This window comes from Streptococcus sp. DTU_2020_1001019_1_SI_AUS_MUR_006 (assembly GCF_032340315.1).
In the GTDB taxonomy this organism is placed as follows: Bacteria; Bacillota; Bacilli; order Lactobacillales; family Streptococcaceae; genus Streptococcus.
The window spans coordinates 249547-267329 of record NZ_CP135436.1; the positions used below are offsets into that span (position 1 = coordinate 249547).

At 39.2% G+C, this 17783-nt stretch carries 16 protein-coding genes; 10 read left to right on the top strand and 6 right to left on the bottom strand.

Translation table 11 applies throughout. The annotated features are described in order from the left end of the window. Together RRU92_RS01175 and RRU92_RS01180 are read left to right on the top strand one after the other, a co-directional pair. The gene (locus RRU92_RS01175) at positions 1-540 is read left to right on the top strand and encodes a 5-formyltetrahydrofolate cyclo-ligase (protein WP_315640048.1); all 540 of its coding nucleotides are present in this window, start codon (positions 1-3) and stop codon (positions 538-540) included. Continuing rightward, on the top strand, positions 524-1198 hold the full coding sequence (locus RRU92_RS01180) for a rhomboid family intramembrane serine protease (RefSeq protein ID WP_315640049.1): 675 nt from the start codon (positions 524-526) through the stop codon (positions 1196-1198). Before RRU92_RS01175 ends, RRU92_RS01180 begins: the two co-directional genes overlap by 17 nt. 76 nt (positions 1199-1274) lie before the next feature. Here the strand turns inward: RRU92_RS01180 and RRU92_RS01185 are convergent, their stop codons facing one another. The 5 genes from RRU92_RS01185 to RRU92_RS01205 form a co-directional block, all read right to left on the bottom strand. Further along, entirely contained in the window at positions 1275-2654 is a 1380-nt protein-coding gene (locus RRU92_RS01185; protein ID WP_315640051.1) for a glycoside hydrolase family 1 protein, read from the bottom strand. Positions 2655-2764: 110 nt separating this feature from the next. Further along, entirely contained in the window at positions 2765-4618 is a 1854-nt protein-coding gene (locus RRU92_RS01190) for a proline--tRNA ligase (protein ID WP_315640052.1), read from the bottom strand. Between the two features lie 17 nt (positions 4619-4635). Next, positions 4636-5892, bottom strand: coding sequence for an RIP metalloprotease RseP (rseP, locus tag RRU92_RS01195; protein WP_153225268.1), 1257 nt, complete (start codon positions 5890-5892; stop codon positions 4636-4638). Between the two features lie 21 nt (positions 5893-5913). Beyond that, positions 5914-6717: a phosphatidate cytidylyltransferase gene (locus RRU92_RS01200; protein ID WP_153225267.1), complete on the bottom strand. Its 804-nt coding sequence runs from the start codon at positions 6715-6717 to the stop codon at positions 5914-5916. 8 nt (positions 6718-6725) lie between these two features. Further along, entirely contained in the window at positions 6726-7478 is a 753-nt protein-coding gene (locus tag RRU92_RS01205) for an isoprenyl transferase (protein ID WP_315640055.1), read from the bottom strand. A gap of 214 nt (positions 7479-7692) precedes the next feature. Here RRU92_RS01205 and RRU92_RS01210 point away from each other — a divergent pair, with 214 nt between their 5' ends. The 7 genes from RRU92_RS01210 (at position 7693) to RRU92_RS01240 (ending at position 15044) form a co-directional block, all read left to right on the top strand. Continuing rightward, the gene (locus RRU92_RS01210) at positions 7693-8088 is read left to right on the top strand and encodes a helix-hairpin-helix domain-containing protein (protein WP_315640056.1); all 396 of its coding nucleotides are present in this window, start codon (positions 7693-7695) and stop codon (positions 8086-8088) included. A 286-nt stretch (positions 8089-8374) separates the two neighbouring features. Further along, on the top strand, positions 8375-8953 hold the full coding sequence (locus RRU92_RS01215) for a flavin reductase family protein (RefSeq protein ID WP_301560082.1): 579 nt from the start codon (positions 8375-8377) through the stop codon (positions 8951-8953). Beyond that, positions 8940-9500 carry a GNAT family protein gene (locus tag RRU92_RS01220; protein ID WP_315640057.1) on the top strand — a complete coding sequence of 187 codons (561 nt, stop codon included), beginning with the start codon at positions 8940-8942 and terminating at the stop codon, positions 9498-9500. The genes RRU92_RS01215 and RRU92_RS01220 overlap by 14 nt, the downstream gene beginning before the upstream one ends. Then, complete coding sequence (locus RRU92_RS01225; RefSeq protein ID WP_315640895.1) at positions 9500-10078, top strand: AAA family ATPase; 579 nt, start codon at positions 9500-9502, stop codon at positions 10076-10078. Before RRU92_RS01220 ends, RRU92_RS01225 begins: the two co-directional genes overlap by 1 nt. Next, a complete protein-coding gene (locus tag RRU92_RS01230) occupies positions 10071-12722 on the top strand; it encodes a valine--tRNA ligase (RefSeq protein ID WP_315640059.1) in 2652 nt (883 codons plus the stop codon). Before RRU92_RS01225 ends, RRU92_RS01230 begins: the two co-directional genes overlap by 8 nt. Before the next feature lie 88 nt (positions 12723-12810). Continuing rightward, positions 12811-14925, top strand: a complete 2115-nt coding sequence (locus RRU92_RS01235) for an ATP-dependent nuclease (protein WP_315640063.1) — start codon at positions 12811-12813, stop codon at positions 14923-14925. Further along, positions 14892-15044, top strand: coding sequence for a hypothetical protein (locus tag RRU92_RS01240; protein WP_315640065.1), 153 nt, complete (start codon positions 14892-14894; stop codon positions 15042-15044). Before RRU92_RS01235 ends, RRU92_RS01240 begins: the two co-directional genes overlap by 34 nt. On the opposite strand, the gene RRU92_RS01245 is transcribed toward RRU92_RS01240, so the two are convergent. Beyond that, positions 15033-15838 (bottom strand): IS5 family transposase gene (locus RRU92_RS01245; protein WP_315639137.1). Its coding sequence is split into 2 segments (ribosomal slippage): positions 15033-15461 and positions 15464-15838, totalling 804 coding nucleotides; the frame shifts between segments, so codons are not numbered across the junction. The two genes, RRU92_RS01240 and RRU92_RS01245, sit on opposite strands and share 12 nt — an antisense overlap. A 19-nt stretch (positions 15839-15857) precedes the next feature. On the opposite strand from RRU92_RS01245, the gene RRU92_RS01250 reads away from it, so the two are divergent. Continuing rightward, positions 15858-17723, top strand: coding sequence for a UvrD-helicase domain-containing protein (locus RRU92_RS01250; RefSeq protein ID WP_315640066.1), 1866 nt, complete (start codon positions 15858-15860; stop codon positions 17721-17723). The last annotated feature ends 60 nt before the right edge of the window (positions 17724-17783 follow it).

Here is a 17783-nt window from a genome sequence, read left to right on the forward strand (position 1 = left end):
ATGAAAAAAAGCTTACGCAAGCAGGTCTTGCAAGAACTCAAATCTCTGTCAACCGAAGAAAAGGAAGTCATGGACGTTTGGTTGACTGAGCAACTACTTCTACATCCCTTCTACAAGGAAGCAAAAACCATCGCCACTTATCTGTCTTTTCCTCATGAATTTCAGACAGCTAGACTCATTGAACAGGCTCAAAAAGATGGGAAGACACTCCTCATTCCCAAAACCTATCCACATGGGAAAATGGACTTTGTTCTATATGAACCAGAGAAACTCGAAAGAAATTCTTTTGGACTTTTTGAACCTCAAGGAGATTTCACTATCCTTGAACCCTCTCAGATTGACCTGATTCATGTTCCTGGTTTGGCTTCCAATCCTTCTGCTTATCGGATTGGCTACGGTGGTGGTTATTATGATCGCTACTTAGAGCATTTCCCAGACCACACCATCAGTACACTTTATTCTTGTCAGATTCAGGACTTCCAGCCTGATTCACATGATATTCCCGTTGAGGAGGTACTTATCTATGAAAGAGATTTTTGATCGTCGTTATCCCGTCACAAGCTTCTTTCTTCTTGTGACAAGCCTGGTTTTCATACTCATGTTTCTAACCAGTGGTTTCAACTATACCAGCGCAGCCACCTTGTATCAATTCGGAGCTGTGTATCCCCCTGCTATCAAGGCCATGCCTGAACAAATCTGGCGCTTATTCTCCGCAACCTTTGTCCACATTGGCTTGGAGCACTTTTTAGTCAATATGCTATCCCTCTACTTCTTAGGACGTCAGATGGAACAAATCTTTGGCTCTAAACAGTTTTTCTTTATCTACCTTCTATCAGGTATGATGGGAAATCTCTTTGTCCTAGTTTTTAATCCCAATGCTATTACTGCAGGTGCTTCAACTGCTCTCTACGGTATGTTTGCCTCAATTGTTGTTCTCCGATATGCTTCACGCAATCCCTATCTCCAACAACTTGGTCAATCCTACCTCTCCCTCTTAGTCATCAATCTAGTAGGTAGTGTCTTAATCCCTGGAATCAGCCTTGCTGGGCATGTCGGGGGTGCTGTCGGGGGTGCATTACTGGCTATCGTCTTCCCAGTTCGAGGAGAACGAAAAATTTACACACCAGGCCAACGTGGTCTAGCAATCCTAGCCTTTATTGCTTTATCAGCTTTACTACTTTTTATCGGACTATTATAAGAACAAGAAAAACCATTGGAAAAACTCGAAAAGAATTGAGGTCCAATGGTTTTTTTGAATCTATTTGAAAAGTAGTTTAAAACCCATTATTTTCGCTGAGTTCTTTGAACCAGTGACCTGATTTTTTCAGGCGTCGTTCTTGAGTTTCAAGATCAAGCTCGACCAAACCATAACGGTTTTTATAGCTGTTGAGCCATGACCAGCAATCGATAAATGTCCAGATCAAGTAGCCTTTACAGTTAGCACCATCTTCAATTGCACGATGAAGTTCACGAAGGTGACCTTTAACAAAGTCAATACGATAATCATCCTGAATCATACCATTCTCACGGAATTTATCTTCACCTTCAACGCCCATCCCATTCTCTGTCAACATCCACTCGATATTACCATAGTTTTCCTTGATATTTTGAGCGATATGGTAAATTCCTTGCTCGTAGATTTCCCAGCCACGGTGCGGATTGATCTTACGACCAGGCATGACGTAAGGTTCATAGAAATGCTCTGGCAAGAGCGGACTGTCAGGATGCTTAGCAAAACGTGGCGCCATGACACGCAAGGGTTGGTAGTAGTTGACTCCAAGAAAGTCTACTGTATGTTGGCGAATGAGTTCCAATTCTTCTGCTGTAGAATCTGGCAGTAAATCATGCTCAGCTAAAATTTCCTTCAATTCTTCTGGATAAGTTCCTAAGACAGATGGATCTAGGAAAGATTGAGCTTGAAATAGATCAGCAATGCGTGCAGCTTTCACATCAGCAGGATGCTGGCTACGTGGATAGGCTGGTGTCAAGTTGAGAACAATTCCAATCTTAGAACCAGTTAAGACTTCATGACAAGCCTTAACTGCAAGAGTGCTGGCTAGCTGGGTATGATAGGCAACCTTAACGGCAGCTTTGGCATCTACCTTATGAGGATAATGGGCATCATAGAAATAGCCGAACTCTACAGGAACGATAGGTTCATTAAAGGTAATCCATTGGTCCACAAGGTCGCCATAAGTCTCAAAACAGAAGCGAGCATAGTATTCATAAGCCTTAATAGTTGCCTTATTTTCCCAACCATCTCCATCTTCTTGAAGGGCAAAAGGCAAGTCAAAGTGATAAAGATTGACTAAAAGACGAATGCCCTTAGCCTTGATGGCTTCAAATACCTGACGGTAGAAAGCCACACCTTGAGGGTTGACTTCTCCACGACCCTGTGGGAAAATACGAGACCACTGGATGGAAGTACGAAAGGCTGTATGACCTGTTTCTAACAATAGTTCGATATCTTTTTCCCAATTTTCATAAAAGGCCGATGTCTTGTCTGGTCCAATCCCATTGTAGTAGCGATTGGGTTCTACTTGGAACCAATAATCCCAGAGATTATCTCCCTTTCCGTCACCAGGCACTCGCCCTTCTGTCTGTGGTCCAGAAGTTGAGGAACCCCAGACAAAATCCTTTGGAAATTTTAGCATAGCTCTACCTCTTTATTTACTCTTTTTATGTTTATTTTATCTCATTATAAAGAAAAAACAAGGCAAAAACTAGTTACATTTTTGTCTTGTTTTTCTTCTGATTATAGATTTTATTTGTTTGTTAGGATTTCAAGAGTTTCAAGCAAGTTATCTGCATGAACTTCGATTGTATCCCCTGTCGCCTTGATCTTGACTTCTACGATACCATCAGCTGCTTTCTTCCCAACAGTGATACGGATTGGAAGACCAATCAAATCGCTGTCACTGAATTTAACACCGACACGTTCGTTACGGTCATCCGTCAAGACTTCGTAGCCTTTATTTACCAAAGCTTCTTCGATACGATTTGTCAATGTAAGACTTGCTTCATCCTTGACGTTAACTGGAACCAAATGCACATCAAATGGCGCCAATTCTTTAGGGAAGTTGATTCCCCAAGCGTAACGATATTCGCCTTTTGGAGTTTTGTTGACAAAGAGGCGAGCGTGTTGCTCCATGACTGCTGAAAGGAGACGGCTCACACCGATACCGTAGCAGCCCATGATGATTGGCACAGCACGACCATTTTCATCCAAGACATCTGCACCCATGCTTGCTGAGTAACGAGTACCGAGTTTGAAAATGTGACCAATTTCAATACCACGCGCAAAATTGAGAACACCTTGTCCGTCTGGTGAAATTTCACCTTCACGAACTTCACGGATATCCACATACTCAGCAGTGAAATCACGACCTGGGTTGACACCAGTCAAGTGGTAACCATCTTGGTTGGCACCAGCAACAGCATTGCGACTATCTTGCACCTTGCGGTCTGCGATAATCTTGACATGTTCTGGAAGATTGACTGGGCCAAGTGAACCAAAGTCCGCTCCCAACAATTCTTTCACTCCTGCCTCAGTTGCTGGCTCCAAGAAATCTGCTCCAAGGTAGTTTTTCAATTTGACTTCATTAAGTTGGTCGTTGCCAACCAATAGAGCTACAACTGGCTCTTGGTCTGCGATATAAACCAAGGTCTTGATTGTTTGCTCTTCAGAGATATTCAAGAAGGCTGCTACTTCATCAATTGATTTGACACCTGGTGTTTCCACACGTGCCACTTGATCTTCAGTCACAACACGGTTGCTTGGTTTGTACTCGTTGGTTGCCATTTCCAAGTTGGCTGCATAGCTTGACTCGCTTGAGTAGGCAATAGTATCTTCACCAGAAACCATCCATTTGAGCAATTCTGCCTTGATTTCTTCTTGCACTTCTGCAGGAATCTCGTCAAATGATGCGACAGACTTGTCTAACACCACCCAACGATCAAGGTCTGTACGAGCAGGTGTGATGGCCATAAACTCTTGGCTATCCTTACCACCCATAGCTCCACCGTCTCCGATGATGGCTTTAAAGTCCAAGCCACTACGAGTGAAGATACGCTCGTAAGCTGCTTTGTACTCATCATAAGTTACATCCAAACTATCGTAGTTAGCGTGGAAGCTATAACCATCTTTCATGATGAACTCACGGGTACGAAGAAGTCCATTACGTGGACGTTTTTCATCACGGTACTTAGGCTGGATTTGGTACAAGTTCAGTGGTAATTGCTTGTAAGACTTAACAGAATCACGGACAATAGCTGTGAAGGTTTCTTCGTGAGTTGGACCCAAGATAAAGTCTGACTTCTCACGGTTTTTCAATTTATATAAGTCTTCCCCGTAGGTTTCATAACGGCCAGATTCACGCCAAAGGTCAGCGCTTAGAAGGGCTGGAGTCAACATCTCAACGGCACCCATCTTCTCAAACTCTTGACGCATGATGTTCTTGGCTTTTTCGATAACACGGTTAGCAAGTGGCAGGTAGGAATAGACACCTGCAGATACTTGACGAACATAACCAGCACGCAACATAAGGGCGTGGCTGATAACTTGAGCATCGCTTGGCATTTCGCGAAGCGTTGGGATAAGCATTTTACTTTGTTTCATAATTACTCCTCTAATTCTTAAAAGAAGGTTCGCATGATGTCGTTCCATGTTACAGCGAGCATCAATACGACCATAATGACAACTCCAACCAGAGTGACATAGGTTTCAATTTCTTGTTTTAGTGGTTTGCGACGGATCGCTTCTAGGATATTGAGCACGATTTTTCCACCATCTAGCGCAGGGATTGGAATCAAGTTAAAAATCCCGATATTGATGGAAATCATAGCCAAGAAGAACAAGACATTCTCAAGACCATTTTTAGCAGCATCACTACTTGCCTTAAAGATAGCAACAGGACCGCCTAGCTTATTCAAATCTGGTTGGAAGATCAAGCTTTTCAAAGCATTGAGAATACGCAAGGCTGAGTCAGCCGCACTTGTAAATCCACCCATAAACATGGACCAGATATCTGATTTGAGTCTTGGCTGAACACCCAGGATATAACGACCTTGACTTTCTTCAGGTGCCACACTCACTTGTTTTTCAGTTCCACTCTCAGCAATAGTCACATCCAAAACAGGCGCTGTTTTATCCTTGGTTTCTGCATCAACAGCCTGAATTAAATCTGCCCAGTTTGAAATCTCGTGACTGCCGACCTTAGTGATTTGGGCCGTATTTTCAACACCAACCTTAGCCAAAGCGCTATCTGGAATAATATTGAAGTTATTCGTTTGCGTATCACGAACACCGCCTTGCATGAAAATCAAGATCCAAAAAACGATGACTCCTAGAATAAAGTTATTCATAGGGCCAGCAAAGTTGGTGATCATTTTACCCCAGACAGTCGCATTTTGATATTGAACATCTAAAGGAGCGATACGAACTTCCGTTCCATCAGCTTCCACAATGGTCGCATCATGGTCTACTGAGAAGGTTTTCTCTTCTTCCAAGACCAAGCCTCTAATAAAGAGTTTGTCCTCAAAATCAAACTGAGTAACCTGCATAGGCAGAGCTGTCTGGTCAATCTTTTTACCAGAGAGATTGATACGCTTGACCTTGCCATCCACTGCCAATGTTAAGCTTGCGGGAGTTCCAGTCTTGATTTCTGTCGTATCTTCACCCCAACCGGCCATGCGAACGTACCCACCAAGTGGCAGGAGACGAATGGTATAAGCAGTTCCATCTTTTCCGATGTGGGCAAAGATTTTGGGGCCCATACCGATGGCAAATTCACGAACCAAAATTCCAGATTTCTTAGCAAAGTAAAAATGTCCGAATTCGTGAACCACTACGGTAATCCCAAAGACCAGGATAAATGTTAGTAATCCTATCATTTAATTTCTATTTACCTTTCCTTAAAATAAGCCAAAGAGGTGCATAATAGGGAAGACAGCCAGCATGCAATCAAAACGATCCAATACCCCACCATGACCTGGGATAAACTTGCCTGAGTCTTTGACACCAAAGTGACGTTTCATAGCACTTTCAATCAAATCGCCCAACTGACCAGCTATACTAAAGAAAATAGCAAAGACCATCATTTTGTAAATTCCATAAGGTAAAGCAACGGTACTATCAACTAGCATAAAAATCAAAGTCACTAGCATAGCAGCCACGATACCCCCCATAGCACCCTCTATGGTCTTGTTAGGGGAAACTCTCGGAGCTAGCTTTCTCTTACCAAACTTCATCCCTACCAGATAAGCACCACTATCGGTTGCCCAGACCATACACAGTCCCAAAAGCGCCTTATCCAAACCTGCAATACGAGCATCGACCAAAGCATTAAAACCAAAGCCAACATAAAAACTCATGGCAATCGGAAAAACAGCATCCTCAATAGTATAGTTCTTGCTGAAGACTGTTGCCCCTAGTAAAATCAGTATCACGACACTATAAGCTACAACATTCCCATCTACAGGTAAAAACTTCCAGTAGTTTTCCAAAGGTACGGTCAGAGCAAAAGTCGCTAGTAAAGTCAAGAGACCTTCAGGCGTCATGGTATTTAAACCCTTCATGCGCAGTAACTCATGTACTCCCAACATAGCCACAACCCCCATGGCAATCTGGAGCCATAAGCCACCAATCGCCAAGATTGGGATAAAGATAGCCAAGGCCAAGATAGCAAAAAGGGTTCTCTTTTGTAAATCCTGTATCATAATATCTCCTAAACTCCTCCAAAACGACGGTTGCGACGATTGTACTCGATGATAGCATCTTTCAAGGCTTCCTCATCAAAGTCAGGCCACAAGACATCCGTGAAATAGAGCTCGCTATAAGCAGCCTGCCAAGGCAAGAAATTACTCAAACGAAGTTCACCGCTGGTCCGAATAATTAAATCAGGATCCCGCAATACTTTTGGCAAATGACCCGTAAAGAGGTATTCCCCAATCAATTCCTCGGTAATATCACCAGGATTGATCTTAGCATCTAAAACATCCTGTGCAATCAACTTGACCGCTTGTGTAATTTCAGCTCGTCCACCATAATTAAGGGCAAAATTGAGAATCAATCCTGTATTTAACTTAGTCAGCTCTTCTGCCTTTTTAAGAGCATCAAAAGTCTGCTTCGGCAAACGATCAGTCTCCCCAATCATTTGAATCTTCATGTTCTTCTGATGCAATTCGGGAACAAACTTATCATAAAATTCAACAGGTAAGTTCATGATAAACTTGACTTCCTGGTCTGGACGTGTCCAATTTTCAGTTGAGAAGGCATAGACCGTCAAGGCTTTGACACCCATATCACTAGCAGCAATCGCTACCTTTCTCAATGCATACATCCCAGCCTTATGCCCAAAGACACGTGGCTGCATCCGTTTTTTAGCCCAACGGCCATTCCCATCCATAATAACACCGATGTGGTCGGGCACCATTGTGGGGGCTTCTGTTGCTTTATCTTTTTTTAAAAATCCAAACATGATTGTATTCCTATTCAAAATCTATCGTTTCATTATACCATATTTTTCATTTTTCTTCTATTATCGTCTATCATTCTACGGTGAAATTTCCCATATATCTCCTATATTTTCAGTATATCAAGCCTTGCAATTCCTAAAGAAAGTTGATACAATAAAACCATAGAGATTCGATCCTTGTTCAGCCACAGGGATTTTTTATTGAAAGGATTTTATCATGTCAAAGACACTCCAACGTAAAAAACAATTAAGAAACAGCCTCCGTCGCTCAGGTGCATTTTCAAACACTGTAAACAAGGTTGTCGAAGAAACAAAAAAAGTTGTAAAACATGCTGAAAAAGCAGCAAGCGATGCAGGTAAAGCTGTCTCTAAAAAGGTTGAAAAAACTGTAGAAGCAACCAAAGAGCAAGCTCAAAAAGTTACAAGCTCTGTAGAGGAATTCGCAGCCAACCTAGGTGGACTTTCAGTAGATCGCGCCAAAACTTTCTATGATGAAGGGATTAAGTCTGCTTCAGATTTCAAAAACTGGACTGAAAAAGAACTCCTTGCCTTGAAAGGAATCGGACCAGCTACTATTAAGAAATTGAAAGAAAATGGCATCAAGTTCAAGTAATCTTTCTTGTTCCTTGCTTTTCCGTCAAAAACTTGTTAAAATATAGCCATTAGAGGTGTTTTGAGTCCAACATTTTACAGAAAGTGGCGGTGCTGAGAAGTCCACAAATGTGTCAAAACTGGTTGCTAATGGATGAAAATGAAATAATAATGTCTTTTTGTTTTAAAGACGTAAGTTGCGGGCATCTGCCCGAAATTGGGTGGTACCGCGGATTAACACATTCGTCCCTGTCAGATTGATGGCAGGGACGATTTTTCTTTTACACCCCTAGCCAAAGGAGGTTGCCATGAAACAATCTTTTAACACCAGTAAGCTCTACTATGGTTTTCCTATCTTCATTTTGGGCTATCAGGACCAGAACTTTGGGCACAATATCACGACCTGCAGTTCCTCTTATAGTCTGGGAGATTGGTTGGTCATAGGTGTTGGTGCTGAGGAAAATGCAGCTGACCAGATTAAGCATTACCAACAGTTCACTGTCAACATCCCTGACGAAAAACTCATGATCCAGATGGAGCAGGCTGGCTTTATCAGCCATCGGGAGAAATTGAAACACCTAGGGCTTGACTACGAGATTTCTGAACGAACTCAGGCTCCGATTTTGGAGGCCTGTCCAGTCGTTTTGGATTGCCAGGTTGATCGGATTATCGAGGAAGAGGGCATCTGTCATATCTTTGCCAAAATTCTCGAGCGACTGGCTGACCAAGAGCTCTTAGATGACAAGGGCCATTTTAAAAATGACCACTTTGCGCCTACTTACTTTATGGGGGATGGCCATCAGCGCGTTTATCGTTATCTAGATGACCGAGTCGATCCTATGGGGAGCTTCATCAAGAAAGCGAGGAAGAAGAATGACAAGAACTGAACTGCCAGAACAAATCGAAACGGAGCGACTGGTCTTGCGAGTACGTACAGTGGCGGATGCTGAGGATATCTTTGGCTATGCCAGTCGTCCAGAAGTCTCTTACCCAGCAGGGTTTCCACCTGTCAAAACCTTGGAAGATGAGATTTATTACCTAGAACATATCCTTCCCGAGCGTAATCAAAAGGATAATCTCCCAGCAGGCTATGGAATTGTGATTAAAGGGACCGATACAATCATTGGTTCTGTCGATTTCCCCCATCGCCACGAAGATGATGTGCTAGAGATTGGCTATACCTTGCACCCAGACTATTGGGGCCGAGGTTATGTTCCTGAAGCGGCGCGTGCCTTGATTGATTTAGCTTTTAAAGAATTGAACCTACACAAGATTGAACTAACTTGTTTTGGTTACAATGTCCAAAGTCAACGAGTCGCTGAGAAACTTGGTTTCACCCTTGAAGCTCGCATAAGGGATCGCAAAGATGCCCAAGGCAATCGTTGTGATGATTTGAGATACGGCTTGCTGAGGAGTGAGTGGGAGGTGATTTGATGCATCTTTTCATCATTGGTGCTCCAGCCTCAGGGAAAATGACCATTGGTCAGGAACTTTCAAAACTCACCGGTGCGACTCTCTTTTTCAACCATCAACCAATTGATTTTGCACTAGAAATTTATCAGGACTTTACAGAGGAGATGTGGGAATTTGTTCGTGGAATTACCTTTTCTTTCCTTGGAGCAAGTGCAAGAAATCAGCGATCAGTAATTTTAACTGACGTGATTGATTTTTCAAATCAGTACCAGCTGATGTATTTGAAGCAAATTCAGGATTTGTTGAATGACTATCATCAAGAGATTCTTTTTGTTGAATTAGAAACGTCTCTGGAGGAGCGCTTACGTCGCAATCGGACGGAGAATCGGTTGAAATACAAACCCTTGAAACGGTATTTTGAGGTATCTGAAAGAGAGATTTTAGAGACTGATAAAACGAATCAACTTAATTCTCAAAAGCAACCGAGTGCTCTTCACCACTACCTTAAAATTGATAATACGAATCTGTCCGCAGAAGAAGTTGCAAAGCAGATTCAAGAAAAAATGAAAACAATAGAGAAAGGACAAACACATGTCTAAAGAACTTTCACCTAAATACAATCCAGCCGAGGTTGAGGCTGGTCGTTACCAAAAATGGCTTGACGAAGATGTTTTCAAGCCTTCTGGCGATAAAAAGGCTAAGCCATACTCTATCGTGATTCCACCACCAAACGTAACTGGTAAACTCCACCTTGGTCACGCTTGGGATACAACGTTGCAAGATATCATCATCCGTCAAAAACGCATGCAAGGCTTTGATACGCTTTGGCTTCCAGGGATGGACCACGCTGGGATTGCAACTCAGGCTAAGGTTGAGGAGCGCTTGCGTGGCGAGGGCATCAGCCGTTACGACCTTGGTCGTGAGAAATTCCTTGATAAAGTCTGGGAATGGAAAGACGAATATGCCACTACTATCAAGGAACAATGGGGTAAGATGGGGCTCTCTGTAGACTACTCTCGCGAACGTTTCACGCTTGACGAAGGTTTGTCAAAAGCGGTTCGCAAGGTCTTTGTGGACCTTTACAAGAAAGGCTGGATCTACCGTGGTGAGTTTATCATCAACTGGGACCCAGCAGCTCGTACAGCCCTTTCTGATATCGAGGTTATTCACAAGGATGTCGAAGGTGCCTTCTACCACATGAATTACATGCTGGAAGATGGCTCACGCGCTCTTGAGGTTGCGACAACTCGTCCTGAGACTATGTTTGGAGACGTTGCCGTTGCGGTCAATCCAGAAGACCCACGCTACAAGGACTTGATCGGTAAAAACGTCATCCTTCCAATCGCTAATAAACTCATCCCAATCGTTGGAGATGAGCACGCAGATCCAGAGTTTGGTACTGGTGTCGTGAAAATCACACCTGCCCACGATCCAAATGACTTCTTGGTTGGTCAACGCCACAACTTGCCACAAGTCAACGTCATGAACGACGACGGAACTATGAATGACTTGGCCTTCGAATTTGCAGGCATGGACCGTTTCGAAGCTCGTAAGGCAGTCGTTGCTAAGTTGGAAGAAATCGGTGCCCTCGTTAAAATCGAAAAACGTGTCCACAGTGTTGGTCACTCAGAACGTACAGGTGTTGTAGTTGAGCCACGCTTGTCTACGCAATGGTTTGTTAAGATGGACCAATTGGCCAAGAATGCCATTGCCAACCAAGATACAGAGGACAAGGTAGAATTCTACCCACCTCGTTTCAACGATACCTTCCTCCAATGGATGGAAAATGTCCACGATTGGGTAATCTCTCGTCAGCTCTGGTGGGGTCACCAAATCCCTGCTTGGTACAACGCTGAGGGTGAAATGTATGTTGGCGAAGAAGCTCCTGAAGGTGACGGTTGGACTCAGGACGAAGACGTCTTGGATACTTGGTTCAGTTCGGCCCTTTGGCCATTCTCAACCATGGGCTGGCCTGATGTCGACTCAGAAGACTTCAAACGTTACTTCCCAACTTCAACTTTGGTAACAGGTTACGACATCATCTTCTTCTGGGTGTCTCGTATGATCTTCCAATCATTGGAATTCACTGGCCGTCAACCATTCCAAAACGTTCTGATCCACGGTCTTATCCGTGATGAGCAAGGACGTAAGATGTCTAAATCTCTCGGAAACGGGATTGATCCGATGGATGTTATCGAAAAATATGGTGCCGATGCCCTTCGTTGGTTCCTTTCAAACGGTTCTGCACCAGGGCAAGACGTACGCTTCTCTTACGAGAAAATGGATGCGTCATGGAACTTCATTAACAAGATTTGGAACATCTCTCGCTACATCCTCATGAACAATGAAGGTTTGACCCTTGAGCAAGCAACTGCTAATGTCGAAAAAGTTGTTAACAAGGAAGCTGGAAATGTCACTGACCGTTGGATTCTCCACAACCTCAATGAAACGATTGGAAAAGTCACTGAAAACTTTGACAAATTTGAGTTTGGTGTCGCTGGCCACATCCTCTACAACTTCATCTGGGACGAGTTTGCGGACTGGTATGTTGAGTTGACCAAGGAAGTCCTTTATAGCGATAACGAAGAAGAGAAAGTCATCACACGTTCTGTTCTCCTTTATACTTTGGACAAAATCCTTCGTCTCCTTCACCCAATTATGCCTTTCGTTACAGAGGAAATCTTTGGGCAAATCTCAGAAGGCTCTATCGTTACAGCAGAATACCCAACTGTTAACCCAGCCTTTGAAGACCTCGCTGCTCACACTGGTGTAGAAAGCCTCAAAGACTTGATCCGTGCTGTTCGTAATGCGCGTGCGGAAGTAAACGTTGCACCAAGTAAGCCAATCACGATTCTTGTTAAGACAAGCGATAGCGATTTGGAAGCCTTCTTTAACAGTAATGTCAACTACATCAAACGCTTCACAAATCCAGAGCACTTGGAAATCGCATCAAACATCCCTGCACCTGAACTCGCTATGTCAAGCGTCATCACTGGAGCAGAAATCTACTTGCCACTCGCTGACCTCCTCAATGTCGAAGAAGAACTCGCTCGTCTCGACAAGGAACTCGCTAAATGGCAAAAAGAACTGGATATGGTAAGTAAGAAGCTCTCTAACGAACGCTTCGTAGCCAATGCCAAACCAGAAGTCGTCCAAAAAGAACGCGACAAACAAGCCGACTACCAAGCTAAATACGACGCGACCGTAGCACGTATTGATGAGATGAAGAAGTTGGTGAAATAAGATCTGAATCATAAACCTAAATTTTAATATTTAGGTTTATTTCTCAACATTCGTTGGTAACGCTTTCTTTGTGAAAAGGAGAATTCTTATGAGAATTGATAAAATTACTATTGAGGGATATAGACGCTTTAATAAAAGTACAATAAATTTAAATCATGGAAATTTTGCTATTTTAGCAGGAGCTAACAATAGTGGAAAAACTTCGCTTATTCAGCTGTTAGACATTGTTTTCAATAATAAATCAAGAAAGTCAGTGTATTTTAATGATTTTTCTATCTCATTAAAGTCTTTGTTGGATAAAAAAGTTAAGGAATTAGATCTTTCCTCAGATTTTAATGATGAGAAGTTCATTGAATTTATAAATTATATTAATGAACATATAAAAATAAAACTTCAAATTGTATTGTCCTATGATGTGGAGGAATCCATAGGTCTATTTGCAAACTACCTAATGGATCTAGAAGATGATATGCGGAACTTTTATTTTGAATACAATTATAAACTCAATACAGAGGTAATAAAAGAAGAATTTATTAAACAAGATATCAAATCAGCTACAATACTTCAAGAAATCATAGAACAAAATACAGAAAGTATTTATTTTTATGCTGATAAAGATTTCAATAATAAGAAAATTATTGAATATAAAGATTTTAAAAAATTATTCCATTTTGAATATATATCTGCTGATAGAGAACTAGATGATGAAAATCTTAAAAATAAAAAGATAACTACATCGATTATTTCATCATCTGATTCCACTGACCGTGATTCTATATGGGATAGTAAATTTGATGAATTAAAAAATAAAATAGCTAATGATTTAGCTGAATCAGAAATTGATTCTAGTATTCAAAAAGAAGCACAACAAGTTTTATCCGACTTAAAAGATAGTCTAGACAATGTATCAAAAAATGAAATTGAAGCTTTGGAAGCGAAATTTCATTTTAACGAAAAGAATTTATTGAACTTGATTAAGGATAGTTTATTAATCAATTATTCACATAGTACCGATGAATTTTTGTTTAGTTTAACTGAAGAATCTCAAGGTCTTGGGGTTAGTAATCTAATTTATATGAGCCTCCAAATTGATAGATTTAGAAGAACAATTCAACCAACTACTGTTAATCTATTTGTTATCGAAGAACCTGAAGCACATATGCATATACAAATGCAGAAAGTGCTAGTTAGTTATATTGAAACTATTTTTAGTAAACAAAAAAATCTACAAGGAATTATTACAACTCATTCAACTGAAATTGTAAAAAATGTAGATGTTAATGATATAAAAGTCATTCGTTCAGAAAATAATTTTATGAATCGTATAGTTGATTTGCATCAATTTATTGTTAATAATGGAGATAAAAAATTTTATGAAACATTTTTTAAATTGAATTTCGCAGATTTAATTTTTTCAGATGCTGTTATCTTTTATGAGGGTGATGCAGAGAGAATGTATTTTGAAAGTTTGATTAATAGGAAACATTCAAAATATATCAATTTAACTCGTCAATATATAAGTTATTGTCAATGTGGTGGAGCTCACGCACATAAATATTTTCCACTATTAAATGAATTGAGAATGACGGCCTGTGTCTTTACTGATATTGATTACGATAAAGAAAGGGAGGAATTAGAGGGAATAGATAGTGATAAATCTTCTAATGCGACTTTAAACTCAATATTATCTGGTGAGAATAAAAATGTTGGCAGTATATATCAACAACAAAGAGAAAATAGAAGGAAAAATATAGAAGTTTTCACTCAAACATGTCATGATGGTTATTCCAGAACTTTAGAAGAAGCAATTTTATATAAACTACTTTTTCCTATCCCTCCTTATTCTGAAATAAATCGAAGAAAGTACCGTTCACAAATGATTACAGCATTTGTGAATAAAAAAAGAGTCAAAAGAAATATAAAATCAAGAAAATACAATCAAGCAAATAAGAATAGGAATAAAGGTGTATTTATAAAATATGGGAGAGATTTTTGGAAAGATATAAAGATTGAATCAAAATTAGATTTTTCTATCCCGACTAAAAAGGGATTAGCAATCAGCATCAGAGATGTTGTAAATAGTATGGACAAAACCGACTTCATGTATTCAATTATCATGAATGGCAAAGAAGCTGAAATACTACCTAATTATATCGAGGAGGGATTATTATGGCTCAACAACAAAATAACTTCTACAAAATAAATGCTCCTGCTGGAAGTGGCAAGACTTACTTTATTAGTAAGACTATTAACGATATTCTTAATAATGAACCATTTGTTAAAATTTTGTGTATTAGACTTCCTGCGAAACTAGAATCCTAGTTCACGATTGATAATGCCAGTAATCAAATTCATTCGTAATCCAAACCGTTTGCGTCGATTTCGATAGGTTGTTGAAAATATTTTAAACGTTTTTACTTTGGCAAAAATATTCTCAACCTTGATTCTCTCTTTAGATAGCGCATGGTTATAGGATTTATCTTCAAGAGTTAGTGGCTTAAGTTTGCTTGATTTCCTCGGAGTTTGCGCTTGTGAATACATCTTCATGAGTCCTTGATAACCACTGTCAGCCAAGATTTTACCAGCTTGTCCGATATTTCTGCGACTCATTTTGAACAATTTCATATCGTGGCAATAGTTCACTGCAATATCCAAAGAAACAATTCTCCCTTGGCTTGTGACAATCGCTTGAGCCTTCATAGCATGGCATTTCTTTTTACCAGAATAATTGGCTAGTTGATTTTTTTAGGACGATTTATTTTTACCTCTGTTGCATCCACAATCACCGTATCCTCAGCACTAAGATGAGTTTTTGAAATCGTAAAGCCACTTTGAATAAGAGTTGATTCAACCCATTGACTCCGACGAATTAAGTTGCTTTCGTGAATGCCAAAATCAGCCGCAATTTGTTCATAAGTACGGTATTCGCGCATGTATTGAAGAGTAGCCATGAGGAGATCTTCTAAGCTTAACTTAGGGGTCCGTCCACCTTTTGCGTGTTTACGTTGATAAGCTGTTTTTAATACGGCTAACATCTCTTCAAAAGTAGTGCGCTGAACACCAACAAGGCGTTTAAAGCGTGCATCAGTTAATGGTTTACTTACTTCATAATTCATAGTTTTATTGTATCATATTTTGTTTCGCAGGAAGTCTATTACCTATACTAATAGAGCCTCCCAAGTAATGCAGGAAAGAATTGTTTCTCCAAACGTTGAAATATCAACTATTCATAGTTTCTTAAATAAGTTTTTAAAGCCATTCTTTAGAAATGAGAAAGTTATAGACTATTATCTTGAAATTTATAAAGAAGAAATTGAGACTACACTCAAAGAAGAAACAAAATTAAATAGATATAAAGAAAGATTTCAAGTAGAGGGTGAAGTTTCTGAGGAGACAATAAAATCAAATTTATATGAAATTTATTATAATGAACGACAATACTCATCCGTGTTAAATGGTGGTTTATCTCATGATGATTTATTGAACTTTTCATTTAAATTAATAGATAGATTTCCTAAAATTGGGTTTAAGTTACGTGAGATGTATGATTATATTTTCATTGATGAAGTTCAAGATACAAATGCAGTTATTTTGAGATTTTTTTATAATTCGGCTAAAGATAGTTCAACAAATGTTTATTTTCTTGGAGACAAGATGCAAGAAATCTATAATAAATATGATGGTTCGTTTGAAACTGAATTTAGAGAATTTGATGGTAATCTCTCAAAAACCTTTACCACCAATTACCGATCCTCTGAAGAAATAGTTGATTTATTAAATAATTTATACCAATCTTCTTCTAGAGTAAAACAAGTCGCCTACAAAGGCAAAAAAGGTCAATTCCCTCAATTAGTCTTCACAGATAACATTGAAAAATATTTATTTGATAATAGAGAGGCTTACGAAGAGTTTTATAAATTAAGAACAATTAATAAAAAAAGGTTTCAAAACATCAATAATAGTGGGAAGTCTGCTGAAGAAATCTATACAATATATCAGAAAATATACCCTAATAATGGTCGTGTTAGTGTAATGGATGTTTTGACAAACAGCAACTATGATGAAAATCCTGATGTGCTAATGTCTTTTTTAAGTTTGTTATTTCAAGTGTTGAATGAATATAAAAATAAAAATTATGGTGAAGTGATTCGTATCTTAAAGAATAGCAAAAGAAACTTATCTTTTGGTAAATTTATTTCAGTTTTTAATAACCATCTTTTGAAAATTGAACTTCATGAGGATAAGTTAAAACTGAAAGAAAAAATGAATTTCTTTATCGAATTATTAGAATCTGATTCTTCGCTAGAAACCGTACTTCAGGAATTAGTTAATGAGAAAATTATCAGTAGTGATTTCTATAAATTTATATCCTCATATGAAAGAAATGGCTCTTTTCTCTATACTGATTTATTCTCTTCATCAATTGAATTATTCAAATTGATTGATGAATATAATAGAAACCCTATGGTGTCAACACAACATGGGGTTAAAGGAGAAGGGCATAAAAAGATATTATTTGTAGCTGAAAATTCAAGTAATCCAGGTATCAAGATATATGAATTTCTAAACCTATTTACACATTTTTATACACAAAATAAATTTAATTTTGATAGTTTTCAACAGTTTTTCTATAACTTTAATCGTGATATTTTCTTACTAGAAGATAAACTAGAAAAAAAAATAAGTAAAATTCAAGCGGAGGATAGAAAACAGTACATTGATGATTTCCAAAATATTTATAACAAATATTTAGATAATGATTACTTTAAGTTTATCTGCTTGAAGCAAAATACGCTACAACTTCGAGAGAAAACTTGTCTCGCAGATATAAAAATTATATTTAACAATAATACGGTTAGATCTATTTTAACAGCTTACAAACTTTTTTATGTTGGTTGTTCCCGAGCTGAAGAAGAATTAGTTGTATTGATTAATGCAAGTCAAATTGACAATATGACGGAATTTAAGAATTGTTTTAAACAAATTGGTTTTCAGATATAAATATATACAAATCTGAAATTCGAATTTTTAATGGGTGTGTAGAAATTAATATTACATGAT